This is a genomic window from Burkholderia sp. PvR073 (assembly GCF_054055695.1).
Genome location: NZ_JBSRXO010000011.1, coordinates 123195 through 139619, shown reverse-complemented (window position 1 = coordinate 139619; position 16425 = coordinate 123195). Strand labels below are relative to the sequence as shown.

The window sequence follows — 16425 nt, the reverse complement described above, 5'->3', positions numbered from 1 at the left end:
CGTGTGCTGCATCACGGCGGCTCACGCTCGCGCCATGCGTTTCCTGGTCGCTCCCTTCGCGTTCCGGCACTTTCACCGCCCCGCCAACGGGCGTAAGCTGTACGTCCCGCTACCCAGGGAGACGGCAGCCCATGTCGCATTCCAAGGATCTCGAGCAGAGCGCCACCACCGGCGCGCGACTGCTCGTCGATGCGTTGCTCGCCAATCACGTCGAACGCGCGTTCTGCGTGCCGGGCGAGAGCTTCCTCGCCGTACTCGATGCGCTCGCGGACCACACCGCGCGCATCCAGACGGTCGTCTGCCGCCACGAGGCGGCCGCCGCGAACATGGCGGAGGCGGTCGGCAAGCTGACCGGCCGCCCCGGCATCGCGTTCGTCACGCGCGGGCCCGGCGCGACCCATGCGTCGATCGGCGTGCACACCGCGTTCCAGGATTCGACGCCGATGATCCTGTTCGTCGGCCAGTGCGCGCGCGAGCACCTCGATCGCGAAGCCTTCCAGGAAATCGACTACCGGCGGATGTTCGGCCAGATGGCGAAATGGGTCGCGCAGATCGACGACCCGCGCCGCATTCCCGAATACCTGAGCCATGCGTTCCACGTCGCGACCGCCGGTCGCCCGGGGCCCGTCGTGCTCGCGCTGCCGGAGGACGTGCTGTCCGAAGCGTGCGCGTCGCAGCCGGTCGTGCCGGCCGCGAAACGCGTCGCGGCATCGCCGTCGGCCACGCAGCTCGACGAGCTGCGCGAACGGCTCGCGCGCGCGGAACGGCCGTTCGCGATCGTCGGCGGCAGCGGCTGGACGCCCGACGCATGCGCGAACCTGCGCACCTTCGTCGAGCGCTGGCAGCTGCCGGTCGCGTGCGCGTTCCGCTTCCAGGACACCTTCGACAACGCGCACCCGAACTACGCGGGCGACGTCGGCCTCGGGATCAATCCCGCGCTCGGCAAGCGGATTCGCGACGCCGACCTGCTGCTGGTGCTCGGCCCGCGCCTCGGCGAAGCGACGACGGGCGGCTACACGCTGCTCGACATCCCGAAGACGCGCCAGACGCTGATCCACGTGCACCAGGGCGCGGACGAGCTCGGTCGCGTATATGCGGCCGACCTGCCGATCGTGTCGGGGATGCCGGAGATCGCGGCGCCGCTCGCCGCGCTCGAACCGCCGGCGCACCCCGCGTGGGCCGGCACGGCCGCCGACGCGCACCGCGCGTACCGCGAATGGCATGCGCCGCTGCCGATGCCCGGCGACGTCCAGCTCGGCGACGTGATGGTGCAGTTGCGCGAGCGCCTGCCGCACGACGCGATCCTGACCAACGGCGCCGGCAACTACGCGATCTGGCTGCATCGCCATTTCGCGTACCGGCACTTTCGCTCGCAGCTCGCGCCGACCAGCGGCGCGATGGGTTACGGGCTGCCCGCCGCGCTCGCCGCCAAGTCGCTGTATCCGGCGCGGGCCGTCGTCGCGCTCGCCGGCGACGGCTGCTTCATGATGGCCGGCAACGAACTCGCGACCGCGATGCAGTACGGGCTGAACATCGTCGCGATCGTCGTCAACAACGGGCATTTCGGTACGATCCGCATGCATCAGGAGCGCAACTATCCGGGGCGCGTGCACGGCACGGGGCTCACGAACCCCGATTTCGCCGCGTATGCGCGCGCGTTCGGCGCGCACGGCGAGACGGTCGAGCGCACCGCCGACTTCGCGCCGGCACTGGAGCGCGCGCTGACCTGCGGGCTGCCGGCGCTGATCGAGATCCGCATTCCGCAGGACGCCAGCACGCCGGCCGCGACGCTCGAGCAGATCCGCGAGCAGGGCCGCCGGGCGCGCGGCGCATGATCATGGGAATGCACGCCGCACCGGCCAGTCTCGCGTTGTCGCACGACGACGCGCTCGTCCTCCCCGGCACGCTGCTCGCGCCCGACGGTACGCTCGTCGCACCGTACGACGTCGAGCACGGCAGCGATCGCGCGGAAGGCTGTGTGCCGGCCGCGTCGGCGCTCGGTCTGCTGCATGCCGTTCATCGGCCGTTCCGGCGCGATTACGGCCGCACATCGGACGTGCACGTGATCAACGGGATGGGTGTCGCACTCGGCGACTCGGTGATCGGGCTGACCGCGCTCGCCGCGCTGCGCACGATGCATCCGGGCGTGCGCTTCACGCTGTACCGGCCGGCCCGCGCACCGCGCTACGTCGAAGCGCTGTATGCGCTCGCGACCGACGTCATCGCACCGTCACGTGCGCTGCCGTACCCCATCGACGCGCTGCCCGCGCACGCGCCGTGCATCGATCTCGGTAATCACCTGTACTGGCCCGCGTTCGCGCGGCAGCCGATGATCGACTTCTTCCTCGATGCGCTCGGTGTGGATCCGGCCACGGTTCCGGCCGCCGCGAAGCGCAATCGCTGGCTCGCACGGCTGCCGCTGCCCGCGCTGCCGGCCGAATGGCAGCGGCCGTACGTCCTGTTTTGCCCGACGGCAAGCACCGCGGTGCGCAGCGTGCCGCCCGCGCTGCGCGCGGCATTCGTGGAGCGACTCGCGCAGCGTTACGGGCTGCCGGTGGTCGGGTTCGGCCCGGTCGCGCATCCCGCCTACGTCGACGTGAGCCGCGACGCGCCCGACACCGCGCACTTCATTGCCTGGGTCAAGGGTGCGAGCGTGCTGTTCGCGCCCGACACGGCCGCGCTGCATGTCGCCGACGGCTTCGACGTGCCGACGCTCGGGTGTTTCACGACGATCGGGCCGGCGCTGCGCGTGCGCGACTATCCGCACTGCGTGCCGGTCGAGCTCGACGTGCCGGCCGAATTGCGCGGGCTGCATCGCAGCGAGCGGCCGGAGGATCTGGCGGCGGTCGAAGCCGCTTACCGGGCGATCGACTGGGATGCGTTGCCGTGGCCGGCGCCGCGCGAAGCGGCCGCCGGGGCCGCCGCGGCCGAATAGAAAAACGGAAGTCGCCCGAACGATCGAACCTTCAGCGGCCTCCACGCGCCGCCGCCACGCTCACCCGGCTCACCCGGCCGCGACCATCACCGCACGCTCGCGCAGCGTCTCCGACGGCCGCTTGCCGAACAGCCGCCGGTAGTCGGTCGCGAACTGGCTCAGGTGCCAGAAGCCCCACGCCTCCGCGACGTCCTGCACCGAACCGGCCGCCCGACCGCACAGGTCGCGCCGCGCGCCGTTCAGCCGCAGCGTGCGCAGGTAGGTCGCGGGCGCCATGCCGAGCACGTCCTGGAAGCAGTACTGCAGCGTGCGCCGGCTCACGTGCAACTGCTCGCACAGCTCGGGCACGCCGACCGGGCGCGTGCGGTGCGCCAGCACGTACTCGCGCGCCTGCTCGACGATCCAGCGCCGGGTCGACGGCGCGCCGCCCGCGCCGTCGTCCGCCGGTTGCGCGCACGCGTCGAACAGCGCGCCCAGCACCTCGGCCTGCAGGTCGTCGCGCTGCGCGTCGGGCAGCGGACCGCCCACGGCCGCCGCGCCGTCGAGCCGGCGGCCGAGCAGCGCGCACAGGCGCGCGAGCCGCGTGTCGCCGACCTGGATCACATGCTGCGTGAACAGCCGCTCGTCGAGCGCGCGGTGCTCGACTTCCTCCGCGTAACGGCGCAACACGTCGCCGCGCACGACGACGCCGTAGATCGAGAACTGCGCGGGCGTCAGCAATTCGAATTCGACGTTGCCGGGCCGGAACGCGAGCGCGCCGGGGCCGATGCGGCATGCATCGACGCGCGCGGTGCCGTCGCTCACCAGCGGGATGCCGAACCAGTACGCATCGCCGCGCACCTCGCACGCCTGGCGCAGCAGGTGGCTGGTCGATTCGCGAAACAGCTTCATCGTGTCGAGCGGCAGCTCGGTCAGCGTGCCGACGAAGCGGCCGGCCGCGAGCTGGTCGTAGGTCTGCCGCCAGCCGATCAGGTTGCGCGCCTGCTCGTCGGCGTCGTGCGCGACGCTGACCACGGCCTGGCCGGCCAGCGCGTCGTCACCCTGCGCGCTGCACCGCGTGTCCTCGGCCGTCGGTTCGGCCATGCACTCCACTCGTTGCTCCATCGTGTTCTCCTCACCTGCCCGGGACCGCGTCCATCACGCAAGTCCCGTGCCGAACCGCGCGGCCCGGCGACCAGCCCGTCATTGCACGCTGTACGGCCGCCGCGCGCCATGCGGGCGCACCCGGAGGCGGCGTGCCGCGCACCGCACGGGTGCGGCATGCATGCCGCCGGCGGCCCGGCCCCGCACTAGGTGCGCGGCTGCAACCGCACGACCCGCGTGCCGCAGTTGCCATACGCCTGCGCGACCGCCAGCTCGACGATCGGGCTGCCGGCCGGCCAGGGCGCCGCGTCCGCTTCCGGCAGATCGGCCCGCAGCGTCGCGCGGCCGTTGATCCGGTAGCGGATGCCGCGCACGAAATCGATGAACAGCAGCCCGACGCCGCGGCCGTCGCACCCGAGCGCATCGATCCGGTCGCCGTCGCCGGGCGTCGGCAGCGCGAAACGCAGCGTCTTCGTGTCGATCACGCGCACGACCGGCCACAGATCGCCGTTCGCGTCGCGCATGCCCTGCACGATGTCGCAGGTCACGCGCGCCGGTCCGCCGCGCGTCGTGCCGACGAACATGAACGGCTGCGACTCGACGAACTGGCGCACGCCGATGCTCAGCCGCGTCGTCACGACGTCGCTCATCCGCTCGGCTTCGTCGGCGACGCCGAACCGGTGATGCGCGTCGAGCTCGCCCGCGTGGAACACCGGGTGGCGCGGATAGGATCGGGGTGGTTCTGCCATGCTGGTTTTCCGTCGGGCCCACCGGTGCGCGATGCGGCCGCCGCGACCGCGCGACTGCCGGGGTTGGCGGCGCCGCGTGTCGAATGTCTCGAGGCGAAAGCGGCGAAGTGCCGGGCGAACGGCCGTCGGTGCATCACATCGCCGCTGGCACCGCTCGACGGCCGCGGATGCGTCACCCGAGCGCCGAACCTTGCCCGGCATCGGGAATCGGACACCGGCAACCGTACCGGGCAGCGTTCCGCCGCTGCCCGGCCGGCCCCGGCACTTCGCCCCCTGCTCCGGCGCTCAGAAGAATCCGAGCGCCTCGGCCTGGTAGCTGACCAGCAGGCACTTCGTCTGCTGATAGTTCGACAGCGCCATCTTGTGCGTCTCGCGACCGATGCCCGACTGCTTGTAGCCGCCGAACGCCGCGTGCGCCGGGTACAGGTGGTAGCAGTTGGTCCACACGCGGCCGGCCTCGACCTCGCGGCCCATCCGGTACGCACGCGTGCCGTTGCGCGTCCACACGCCGGCGCCGAGCCCGTAGAACGTGTCGTTCGCGAGTTCGATCGCTTCCTGCTCGTCCTTGAACGTCATCACCGACGCGACCGGCCCGAAGATCTCTTCCTGGAACACGCGCATCTTGTTGTTGCCGAACAGCATCGTCGGCTTCACGTAGTAGCCCGTGCCGAGCTCGGCGGCCGGCGCCGTGCGCTCGCCGCCCGTCAGGCATTGCGCGCCTTCGTCGCGGCCGATGTCGATGTACGACAGGATCTTGTCGAGCTGCTGCTGCGACGCCTGCGCGCCGATCATCGTCTGCAGGTCGAGCGGGTGGCCGCCCTTGATGCGCTCGACGCGCGCGACGGCCTTCTCGATGAAGCGTTCGTAGATCGACTCCTGGATCAGGATCCGCGACGGGCACGTGCACACCTCGCCCTGGTTCAGCGCGAACATCGCGAGGCCTTCGAGCGCCTTGTCGAGAAACGCGTCGTCCTGGTCGAGCACGTCCGCGAAGAAGATGTTCGGGCTCTTGCCGCCCAGTTCCACCGTCGACGGGATCAGGCTGTCGGCCGCCGCATGCAGGATGTGCTTGCCGACCGGCGTCGAGCCGGTGAACGCGATCTTCGCGATCCGCTTGCTGGTCGCGAGCGCCTCGCCCGCTTCCTTGCCGAAGCCGCTCACGATGTTGATCGTACCGGCCGGGAACAGGTCGCCGATCAGCTCCATCAGCACCATCACCGACGCGGGCGTCTGCTCGGCCGGCTTCATCACCACGCAGCAGCCGGCCGCGAGCGCCGGCGCGAGCTTCCATGCGGCCATCAGCAGCGGGAAGTTCCACGGGATGATCTGGCCGACGACGCCGAGCGGCTCGTGGAAGTGATACGCGACGGTGTTGTCGTCGATCTCGGAAATGCCGCCTTCCTGCGCGCGGATGCAGCCCGCGAAATAGCGGAAGTGGTCGATCGCGAGCGGCAGGTCGGCCGCCATCGTCTCGCGCAGCGGCTTGCCGTTGTCGATCGTCTCGGCCACGGCGAGCAGCTTCAGGTTCTTTTCCATCCGGTCGGCGGCGGCCAGCAGCAGGTTCGCGCGCTCGGCGACCGACGTCTTGCCCCACTTGCGGCGCGCGGCGTGCGCGGCGTCGAGTGCGACCTCGATGTCGTCGGCGCTCGAGCGCGGCACGCGGCAGAACGGCTTGCCGTTGATCGGCGACACGTTCTCGAAATACTCGCCCTTCACCGGCGGAACCCACTTGCCGCCGATGTAGTTGTCGTACTGCTGACGGTACGGATATTCGACGTCGAGGCCCAGTTGCTTCAGGTCAAACGGGTTCATACATGTCTCCTGTTCATCGTGCTTGTGTGAATGCAGCGCCGGTTGGATCGCGCTGCACGGTTTACGCAACATGCGTGCCACACGGGCCGAGAACGGAACAGCAGCGGTGCGTCCGGCCGCCCGCCGGGCGCGGTGCCGGCGCACGGGAAACGAGTGTGCCGATTCTGAACACCGCGACGGCACAGCGGCGCGGCGGGTGTTCGGATTTTTCACAGCGCACCGGCGCACGCGTCGCCGCGCACCACGCGCACCGCATGGCATGTCGCTTGCGTGCGCAACGCGGATCCGCACGCCGCGGCCACGCACGGACCGACACCATGAACGAACCGGGCCCCCTCAGCGACGATGTCGTCGCGTTCATCCGCGAACAGGCGTTCCTGATCGTCGCGACCGCGAACGCGGTGGGCGACAGCGACTGCTCGTATCGCGGCCGGCAACCGCGCGCGAACGGTTCGCTCGCCCCGCTCGTCGACCTGCCCGATCGCCGTACGCTCGTGCTGCCCGACTTCGCGGGCAACAACCTGTTCAACACGATCGGCAACCTGCTCGTGAATCCGGCGATTGCGCTGCTGTTCGTCGATTTCGTCCGGCAGACGACGTGGCTCGTGCAAGGGCGCGCGACGATCGACGAAGACGCGGGAAGCCACGCGCACCTGTGGCCGGCTGCTCAGCGTTACGTGATCGTTGAAGTCGAAAGCGCGCACGCGCGCGCCGAAGCCGGGCTACCACCGCTCGTGCTGGCGTGACGGCGCCGCTCGAATAATCGTCGGCACGCGGCCACGGCGATGAAGGCACGCGCGTGCGCTGTCGCTGCCATTGCCGGAATCCGCCGCCCCGACAACACCGTGCTCAGCGCCCGTTTGCGTCCGCACACGCCGGTTCGCTCCGGCGCCGCGCCGGCGCTTGGCCACGCGGCGGCTCACCTTCATCGCGGCGCCCTTGCGCAACCGCCGGCCGCGCGCCAAGAAACGCGAACACGACGCCCGCGCACAGCACCGTGACGACCGCGAGCCCGATCAGCAGCCGGTCGAACGCGTGCGTATAGCTCGCGAGCAGCGCCGCCCGATCGACGCCCGGCAACACGGCCGCCGCGCCGGCGAGATCGCCGGTCGCGAGCCGCGCGGCGGCCCGTAGCGTCGCGCCGGACGGGCCCGCCGCCATCCGCCGCAAATCGGCGTGTGCGAGCGTCGCGAGCACCGCGCCGACGATCGCGAGCGCGATCCCCTCGCCCGCCACGCGCGTCGTGCTGAAGATCCCGGTCGCCATCCCCGCGCGCTCCTTCGGCACGACGCTGACCGACAGCCCGTCCATCAGCCCCCACGGCATGCCCGCCCCGACGCCGATCGCGAGCATCGGCGCGATCGCCGCCGGCCCCGCGCCGCCGCGCAGCGCGACGCCCAGCCACACGAGGCCCGCCGCCGCGAGCAAGAGCCCGAGCCCCGAGATCACGCCGGCCGACAGCCGGCGCGTGAGCGTCGCCGCGACGAACGGCACGACCAGCATCGGCGCGGAAATCGCGAGCATCAGCCAGCCCGTGTCGATCTCGCTGAAACCGTCGATGCCGATGAAGCGCAGCGGCAGCACGACGAGCAGCACGATGTAACAGCAGCAGGTCGACACCGGCAGCACCTGCACGCCGACGAAGCGCGGAATCCGGAACAGCGACAGGTCGAGCATCGGCCGCGCGACGCGCGTCTCGATCGCGACGAACACGCATGCGCCGAGCGCCGCGCCCGCCAGCAGCGCGACGACGAGCGGATGCGTCCAGCCGCGCGCGGGCGCCTCGATCACGCCGAACGTGAACAGCGTGAGCGCGGCGGTGAACGCGATCGTGCCGGGCCAGTCGAGCCCCGTCGCGTGCGGATCGCGCGATTCGTGCATGCGCGGCAGCCCGAACGCGAGCGACAGCGCGCCGGCCGCCGCGCCCGTGACGAAGATCGCGCGCCAGCCGTAGTGCGCGATCAGGCCGCCGGCAAGCACGGGCCCGAATGCGAGCCCGATCCCGAACGTCGTGCCGAGCAGGCTGAACGCACGCGTGCGCGCCGCGCCGTCGAACTCCTGCGCGAGCGCGGCCGTGCCGCCCGCAAGCGCCGCGGCCGCCGCGAGCCCCTGCGCGGCGCGCAGCAGGTCGAGCGCGAGCATCGACGGTGCGAACGCGAGCGCGACCGACATCAGCGTGAAGCCACCGACGCCGATCGCGAACACGCGCTTGCGGCCGAACTGGTCGGCCAGCGCACCCGCCGCCATCAGGAAACTGCCGAACGCGAGCATGAACGCGTTGGTGATCCAGTTCATCGCGACCGGCCCGCCGTGCAGGTCGCGGCCGATCGCGGGCGTCGCGACCGCGCCGCCCGAAAACGACAACGGCAGCGCGACGGCGGCCATGCAGACGGCGGCCAGCACCCATGCGCGCCGGCGCGCCGACCTGGCCGAATCGGGTGAAAACGGGTGATCCATCATCGCTCCTCGAAATGCGGGCGCGGCTGCGCCGCCAGAGCGATCAAAGATAAATCCGATTCAATCGACGAAAAACCGTGCAAGACTCCGGATATAACGGACTAATATTCCGCAATCAGCCTCTTCGCCTCTTCTTGCCGGCCCGCTTATGTCGATGGAAAACCTGAACGGCATCGCCGCCTTCGTCCGCACCGCCGAAGCGCTCAGCTTCGTCGCGGCCGGCCGCGCGCTCGGCATTTCCGCGTCCGCCGTCGGCAAGACGATCGCGCGGCTCGAGCAGTCGCTCGGCGTGCGCCTGTTCAACCGCACGACGCGGCGCGTCACGCTGACCGACGAAGGGCGCCATTTCTACGAACGCTGCCAGCGGATCCTCGCGGATTTTCGCGATGCGGAAGCGACCGTGACGGCATCCGCGCAGCGCCCGCGCGGCAAGCTGCGCGTGAGCCTGCCGGTGATCGGCTACCGGTTCCTGCTGCCGGTGCTGCCCGAATTCAGGCAGCGCTATCCGGACGTCGAGCTCGACCTGGATTTCAACGACCGGATGGTGGACGTCGTCGAAGGCGGCTTCGATGCAGTGATCCGCAGCGGTCCGCTGTCGGATTCGAGCCTGATGTCGCGGCGGCTCGGCCCGTTCGCGTTCGTGCTGTGCGCGACGCCCGCGTATCTCGCGCAGGCCGGCACGCCGCGCGCGCCGCACGATCTCGAAGCGCACGAGTGCGTGCGCTACTGCTTCCCGACCACCGGCAAGCTGCAGGACTGGGCGCTCGCCGCCCGCGACGGGACGCCGCTGAAGCTGCGCACCGCGATGACCTGCAACAACATGGAAGCGCTGCGCGGCGCGGTCATGGCGGGGCTCGGCATCGGCTACATGCCCGACTTCCTCGCGCGCGACGCGCTGGACACCTGCGCGCTCGTCACCGTGCTCGACGACTACCGGATCGCGCCGGGGCAGTTCTCGATCGTATGGCCGTCAAGCCGGCAGTTGTCGCCGAAGCTGCGCGTGTTCGTCGACTTCCTGTGCGAGCGTCTGTTCAAGTAGATAGGTAGACGGCTGGCGCGCTAGGCACCGCCGCCCCGTCATTCCGCGCCGATCCGCTCCGCGTCCGCCTGCGGCAGCAGCGCATCGCTGTCGTCCTTCAGCCCGACACCCGTGAGCCCGAGCCGGCGCGCATGCGTCATCAGGTAATGCAGCTTGTGCGCGGCGGCGGCATGCGGCAGCCCTTCGGGCCGCACGTTCGAGATGCAGTTGCGCAGCGCGTCGTGGCAGCCGACCTTCGGCGCCCACGTCAGGTACACGCCGAGACTGTCGGGCGAGCTGAGCCCCGGCCGTTCGCCGATCAGCATCGCGACGACCTTCGCGCGCAGCAGCTCGCCGATCTCGTCGCCGAGCGCGACGCGCGCCTGCGTCGCGACCACCACCGGGCCGATCCGCCAGCCGTCCGCGTCGAGCCGCGGCCGCACGGCCTGCAGCAACGGCAGCGCCTGCTTCGCGGCCGCGAACGCCGACAGCCCGTCGCCCACCACGAACACGACATCGGGCGCGTCGTCGAGCGCCGCACCGTAGCCGGCCAGCAGCCCGCGGCTGTCATCCGACAGCTTGCGGCCGAGGTCGGGCCGGCGCAGATAGTGGTCGCGGTCCGGCGCGGCGCTCTGCACGCCGAGCGTCGGCAGCAAGCCGGCCGCCTCGATCGCGCGCCGCAGCGCGTCTGCGTCGAGCGGCTGGTGCACGGCGTCGCGCGCCTGCGCGTGAGACAGGTTGAACGCGAGCAGCGGCGCGGTCGGCAGGCTGTTGCCCGCGCGGCCGAGCGCGATCCGCGCGTTCGTGAACGACCTCAGCTGCGCCCACGGATTCTTTTCGACGGCGTCGCTCATGCGGAAATCCCCATCCAGTCGTTCGCGCCCGCGAGCAGCGGCACGCGCGCGCTCGCCACGCGCAGCGCGCCGTGCGCGTCGGCGATCTCCATCGTCTCCAGCCACTCTTCGAACTCGGGCGCGCGGCGCAGGCCGAGCACCTCGCGCACGTAGAGCTGGTCGTGAAACGACGTGCTCTGGTAGTTCAGCATCACGTCGTCCGCGCCCGGAATCCCCATGATGAAGTTGATGCCGGCCGCACCCAGCAGCGTCAGCAGCGTGTCCATGTCGTCCTGGTCGGCTTCCGCGTGGTTCGTGTAGCAGATGTCGCAGCCCATCGGCACGCCGAGCAGCTTGCCGCAGAAGTGATCCTCGAGCCCCGCGCGGATGATCTGCTTGCCGTCGTACAGGTATTCGGGCCCGATGAAGCCGACCACCGTGTTCACGAGGAACGGGTCGAACTTGCGCGCGACCGCGTACGCCCGCACCTCGCAGGTCTGCTGGTCGACGCCGAAGTGCGCGTTCGCCGACAGCGCGCTGCCCTGGCCCGTCTCGAAATACATCAGGTTGTTGCCGACGGTGCCGCGCCCGAGCGACAACGCGGCCTCGCGCGCCTCGCCGAGCAGCGCGAGCGAAATCCCGAAGCTCGCGTTCGCCTTCTCGGTGCCCGCGATCGACTGGAACACCAGATCGACCGGCGCGCCCTTCTCGATCGCGGCGATCGTGTTCGTCACGTGAGTGAGCACACACGACTGCGTCGGCACGCCGTAGCGTTCGCGGAACCCGTCGATCATCGCGAGCAGCTTCACGATCGCCGCGAGGCTGTCGGTCGCCGGGTTGATGCCGATCATCGCGTCGCCGCAGCCGTACATCAGCCCGTCGAGCATCGATGCGGCGATCCCCTTCACGTCGTCGGTCGGGTGGTTCGGCTGCAGCCGAACCGACATCCGGCCGGCCAGCCCGACCGTGTTGCGAAAGCGCGTGACGACGCGGCGTTTCCTGGCAGCCGCGATCAGGTCCTGGTTGCGCATCAGCTTCGACACAGCCGCGACCATCTCCGGCGTGAGGCCCGGCGCGATCCGCTCGAGCGCGGCGCCGTCGGCCGCGGGCGACAGCAGCCAGTTGCGGAAATCGCCGACCGTCAGGTGCGAGATTTCCGCGAACGCGGCCGCGTCGTGATCGTCGAGGATCAGGCGCGTGACCTCGTCGTGTTCGTACGGAATCAACGCCTCGTTCAGGAATGCCTTCAGCGGCACGCCCGCGAGCGCGATCTTCGCGGCGACGCGCTCCTCCTCGCTCGCCGCCGCGACGCCGGCGAGCTGGTCGCCGGAGCGCAACGGGCTCGCCTTCGCGAGCAGCGTCTTCAGGTCCGCGAAGCGGTACGTGCGCGGGCCGATCGTCTCCGTGTAGGCCATCGTTCGAATCTCCTTGCCAGTCCTTGCCCATCCTTGCCAGACGCCGACGGCGCGCCCGTTCGACGGGGCGCGCCGGATGCCGTCAGGCGCGGCCGTGCGGGTTCGCCATGCTCACTCCTCGAGCGCCACGTCGCCCGGCGCGCTCGCGCGCTGCGAACGGGTCGCGAGGAAGTACGCGTAGCCGAGCGCGAGGAACGCGACGAACACCATCGCCACCAGCCCGTTGAAGACCACCATCGTCCCGAGGCAGATCAGGGCCGCCACGATCGCGAACGCCGGGAAGAACGGGTACAGCGGCGCGCGGAACGGCCGCGCCATGTCCGGCTGCGAACGGCGCAGCTTGAACAGCGCCGCCATGCTTACGATATACATCACGATCGCACCGAACACCGACATCGTCACGATATTCGCGGTGAGCGTCTGGCCGCCGAACTGGATCAGCTCGTCGCTGTAGATCGCGGCGATCCCGACCACGCCGCCCGCGAGAATCGCGCGATAAGGCGTGCGGAAGCGCGGATGCACCTTCGCGAGCCATTCGGGCAGGTAGCCCTCGCGCGCCAGCGCGAAGATCTGGCGCGAATAGCCGAGGATGATCCCGTGGAACGACGCGACCAACCCGAACAGCCCGAGCCACACCAGCATGTGCATCCAGCCGCTGTTCGCGCCGACGATGTACTTCATCGCCTGCGGCAGCGGGTCGTTGATGTTCGCGAGCTTGGTCCAGTCGCCCGCGCCGCCGGCGAACACCATCACGCCGATCGCCAGCGCGACGAGGGTCAGGATGCCGGCCACGTATGCGATCGGGATCGAGCGCTTCGGGTTCTTCGCCTCCTCGGCGGCCATCGCGACGCCTTCGATCGCGAGGAAGAACCAGATCGCGAACGGGATCGCCGCGAACATCCCGTGGAATGCGCCGACGCTGAAATGATCGGCGCCCGACCAGCCGCCCTTCGTGAAGTTGCTCCACGCGAAGCCCGGCGACACGACGCCCATGAACACCAGCAGCTCGAAGATCGCGAACAGCGTGACGACCAGCTCGAACGTCGCGGCGATCTGCACGCCGACGATATTCAGCGCCATGAATACGAGATACGCACCCATCGCCGCGTGTTTCGGTTCGAGCCCCGGAAACTGCACGTGCAGGTACGCGCCGATCGCCAGCGCGATCGCGGGCGGCGCGAACACGAACTCGACGAGCGTCGCCGCGCCGGCGAGATAGCCGCCTGCCGGGCCGAACGCGCGGCGCGCATACGCGAACGGGCCGCCCGCGTGCGGGATCGACGTCGTCAGTTCGGTGAAGCTGAAGATGAAGGTGGTGTACATCGCCGCGACGAACACCGCGGTGATCACGAAACCCAGCGTGCCGGCACTCGCCCACCCGTAGCTCCAGCCGAAGTATTCGCCGGAAATCACGAGGCCGACTGCAATGCCCCACAGTTGCCAGGTCCCGAGCGTCTGCTGCAGCGCGGGCTGGCCGGACGACTTGGCGCCGGCGGTGGGCCGGCCATTCGACTCTGCTTTCATCGGATTCTCCTGAAAGGCGCCGGCCTGCCGGCCCGCGCGACTGAGAATCGATGCTAGAGAGTCATTAAAGGACGTGTTATCGAAATTCGGCAAAGATGACGGCTGGCGTTTCGCCGGCGGCAACGCCGGCCGTGGCTAGCGCTCGTGATGCGCCCGTCACGCACGCGCCATCCGGCCGCACGAAGCGGCCGGGTGGGCGACGCGACGCCGCTTACTGGCCGCCGCCGCGCTGGTTGAACCAGCGGTCGAGCAGCTTGCCGGCCGCTTCGCGGCCGCCGAGGCCGAACGACAGCGCGACCGCCACTGCGATCGCGCCAAGCACGAGGCCGAACGCGAGCTGCACGATCTCGTTGGCGATGCCCATCGCGCGCAGCCCCATCGCGAACACGAGGCCGAGGATCGCGAATTGCGCGATCCGCGCGAACAGCACGCTGTGTTCGCGGTCGGCCTGCTCGATCACGCGGCGCGCGAGGCTCGCGAGCCACACGCCGATCACGAGGATCACGCCACCCATTAGCACGTGGCCGCCGAATTCGATGAACAGCGTGACGACGTCGCGCACCTGCGTGAAGCCGAGCCGGTTCGCGGCCTCGACCGCCGCGAACAGCATCGCGAAGAACACGATCAGCCGCGCGACCAGCACCGACGGCTGCAGAATTCCCGAGAACACGCGCTCGACGCCGAGCACGGCCGGCAGCCCGTCGGCACCGGCGGCTTCCAGCAGCTTCTGCGCGAGCGACGCGACGAAGCGCGCGAAATAGAACGTGACCAGCACGATCACGATCGCCGCGACGATATCCGGCACCGCGCCGAGAAACTGGTTCAGCATGTTGGTGGCGGGAATCGAGATTGCGTCGATCTTCAGCGCGTCGAGCGCGGAGATCAGCGTCGGCACGAACACGAACACGTAGACGATGGTGCCGATCAGGCTCGACACGCGCACCGGCGTCGGACTGTCGAGACTCGCGGTGAGGCGGTCGGCGCCGGCGGCGACCAGCAGGTTCGTCACGAGGCCGCGCAGCACGCGCGCGACGATCCAGCCGACGACGCCGATCACCGCGGCCGCGAACAGGTTCGGCACGATCGCGAGCAGCTTGTCGACCATCCCCTGCACCGGCGACAGCAGGCCGGACAGCGCGAACGACCCGAGGATCGCCGGCAGGAACATCAGGATCACGAGCCAGAACAGCACGTCGCCGAGATAGCCGCTCATCGGCTGCATGCCCGCGCTTTCGGACAGCTTGTCGTCGACCTTGCTCGCTCGCAGCGCGCGGTTCGCGAGGCTGCGCAGGAGCGATGCGATCAACCACGCGATCAGCGTCAGCGCCGCGCCGCCGATCAGGTTCGGCAGGTAGTTGACGATGTGCGTGACCAGCAGCGAGAACGGATTGGACACCGCATACAGGTTGAGCACATTGAAGATGCCCACCGCGGTGACGAGCAGCACGAGCCAGAACAGCCCGCCGGCGATGATCCGCTCGACATACGCGCCCTGCCCGGTGCTTTCGTTGATCCGCTGATCGACCTTCAGCGCGTGGAGCAGCCGGAGCGCGCCGGCCCGCACCACCACGGCGATCAGCCAGCCGATCACCAGGATGCCGATCGCACCGGCGATCTTGGGCAGGTATCCGCCTAGCGTGGTCTGCAGCGACGTGATGAAGCTGGAAGCATCCATTTCTTATTCTCCCGAAAAACGTGGCGTTGCGATTGAACATCGACGAACTACCCGCGTACTTCGACAACCGTGCATTGGCGCCCGACCAACTTACCCGAGAAAAATGACGCGTTCACCCGATTTCACCGTCTTTAACTTTAGACAAGATCGACGGGGACGAGACCCAATTTCGCCGGAATAAAAAGGGGCAGATTTGGTGGTCCTACGTATCGCCGCAGGTTTTATCGATCGGCTGCGTGCTACCGTGACGTCGATTCTTGCGGGGGACGTACGGCGAAACCCCTGCGTGGGTCCGCCATGCGACACGCGTCGCGCGCTGTACGGCGAGTCGATCGTGCTGACGGTGCGGCGGGGTCCACCGGCGGATTTATCCGTTACAGAGAGGAGAGGAAGACATGTTCAGGCATGAAGTCGAGATCCGGCGGCTGCCGGAACTGCGCGGTTATGCGGTGGCGCATACAGGCGCGTACCTGAAGATCGGCGACGCGTTCGGGCAGATCGGAGCGTGGGTCGGGCAGCACGGGCTGATCGGCCCCGGCGCGAAGATGATCGGGATCTTCTACGACGATCCCGATACCACGCCGCAAGCGCAGCTGCGCGCGAAAGCGGGCTTCGTGCCGGCCGACGGCGCGCCGGATGTCGAGCCGGCGCCGCCCGTCGAGCGCATGACGGTCGCCGGTGGCGAGTACGCGGTGCTGCTGCATACGGGACCCTACGCGGACCTGAAGACGGCATACCAGTGGTTGTACGGCGACTGGCTGCGTCAGTCGGGCCGCGAAGCCGCCGACGCGCCGCCGTTCGAGCTGTATCTGAATACGCCGATGGATGCGGCGCCGGCCGACCTGCGCACCGAGATTCATTTGCCGCTGCGTTGATCGGCGGGCCGGGGCTCGGGGCTCGGGGATTCGGGCGGTCGGGCGGTCG

12 protein-coding genes and 1 pseudogene are annotated in these 16425 nt (G+C 69.7%); 5 read left to right on the top strand and 8 right to left on the bottom strand.

Annotation, left to right across the window (positions count from 1 at the left end):
* The first annotated feature begins 131 nt into the window (after positions 1-131).
* Together ACVK00_RS27335 and ACVK00_RS27330 are read left to right on the top strand one after the other, a co-directional pair.
* Complete coding sequence (locus ACVK00_RS27335) at positions 132-1835, top strand: thiamine pyrophosphate-binding protein (protein WP_284899275.1); 1704 nt, start codon at positions 132-134, stop codon at positions 1833-1835.
* A complete protein-coding gene (locus tag ACVK00_RS27330; protein ID WP_284899276.1) occupies positions 1832-2935 on the top strand; it encodes a glycosyltransferase family protein in 1104 nt (367 codons plus the stop codon). The genes ACVK00_RS27335 and ACVK00_RS27330 overlap by 4 nt, the downstream gene beginning before the upstream one ends.
* Before the next feature lie 69 nt (positions 2936-3004).
* Here ACVK00_RS27330 and ACVK00_RS27325 read toward each other — a convergent pair whose 3' ends face one another.
* The 3 genes from ACVK00_RS27325 to exaC all read right to left on the bottom strand — a co-directional run bounded on the left by ACVK00_RS27325 (position 3005) and on the right by exaC (position 6579).
* Positions 3005-4039 (bottom strand): helix-turn-helix domain-containing protein, encoded by a 1035-nt coding sequence (locus ACVK00_RS27325; RefSeq protein ID WP_228906416.1) that lies wholly within the window; start codon positions 4037-4039, stop codon positions 3005-3007.
* A 185-nt stretch (positions 4040-4224) separates the two neighbouring features.
* Positions 4225-4767, bottom strand: coding sequence for a hypothetical protein (locus ACVK00_RS27320; RefSeq protein ID WP_284899277.1), 543 nt, complete (start codon positions 4765-4767; stop codon positions 4225-4227).
* A gap of 285 nt (positions 4768-5052) precedes the next feature.
* Entirely contained in the window at positions 5053-6579 is a 1527-nt protein-coding gene (gene exaC / locus ACVK00_RS27315; protein ID WP_228906413.1) for an acetaldehyde dehydrogenase ExaC, read from the bottom strand.
* Between the two features lie 317 nt (positions 6580-6896).
* On the opposite strand from exaC, the gene ACVK00_RS27310 reads away from it, so the two are divergent.
* Positions 6897-7325 carry a pyridoxamine 5'-phosphate oxidase family protein gene (locus ACVK00_RS27310; RefSeq protein WP_284899278.1) on the top strand — a complete coding sequence of 143 codons (429 nt, stop codon included), beginning with the start codon at positions 6897-6899 and terminating at the stop codon, positions 7323-7325.
* Between the two features lie 103 nt (positions 7326-7428).
* Here ACVK00_RS27310 and ACVK00_RS27305 read toward each other — a convergent pair whose 3' ends face one another.
* The gene (locus ACVK00_RS27305; protein WP_284899279.1) at positions 7429-9036 is read right to left on the bottom strand and encodes an MFS transporter; all 1608 of its coding nucleotides are present in this window, start codon (positions 9034-9036) and stop codon (positions 7429-7431) included.
* 154 nt (positions 9037-9190) lie between these two features.
* Between ACVK00_RS27305 and ACVK00_RS27300 the strand changes: the two genes are divergently transcribed.
* On the top strand, positions 9191-10075 hold the full coding sequence (locus ACVK00_RS27300; protein ID WP_284899280.1) for a LysR family transcriptional regulator: 885 nt from the start codon (positions 9191-9193) through the stop codon (positions 10073-10075).
* A gap of 38 nt (positions 10076-10113) precedes the next feature.
* Here the strand turns inward: ACVK00_RS27300 and eutC are convergent, their stop codons facing one another.
* The 4 genes from eutC to ACVK00_RS27280 form a co-directional block, all read right to left on the bottom strand.
* Positions 10114-10908, bottom strand: coding sequence for an ethanolamine ammonia-lyase subunit EutC (gene eutC, locus ACVK00_RS27295; RefSeq protein WP_284899281.1), 795 nt, complete (start codon positions 10906-10908; stop codon positions 10114-10116).
* A complete protein-coding gene (locus tag ACVK00_RS27290) occupies positions 10905-12302 on the bottom strand; it encodes an ethanolamine ammonia-lyase subunit EutB (RefSeq protein WP_228906406.1) in 1398 nt (465 codons plus the stop codon). Before ACVK00_RS27290 ends, eutC begins: the two co-directional genes overlap by 4 nt.
* Positions 12303-12413: 111 nt before the next feature.
* Entirely contained in the window at positions 12414-13826 is a 1413-nt protein-coding gene (eat, locus tag ACVK00_RS27285; RefSeq protein WP_284899282.1) for an ethanolamine permease, read from the bottom strand.
* A gap of 211 nt (positions 13827-14037) precedes the next feature.
* Positions 14038-15501, bottom strand: a complete 1464-nt coding sequence (locus tag ACVK00_RS27280; RefSeq protein ID WP_228906405.1) for a mechanosensitive ion channel — start codon at positions 15499-15501, stop codon at positions 14038-14040.
* A gap of 350 nt (positions 15502-15851) precedes the next feature.
* Here ACVK00_RS27280 and ACVK00_RS27275 point away from each other — a divergent pair.
* Positions 15852-16376, top strand: a pseudogene (locus tag ACVK00_RS27275) (AraC family transcriptional regulator); the annotation flags it as partial.
* Between the last annotated feature and the right edge of the window lie 49 nt (positions 16377-16425).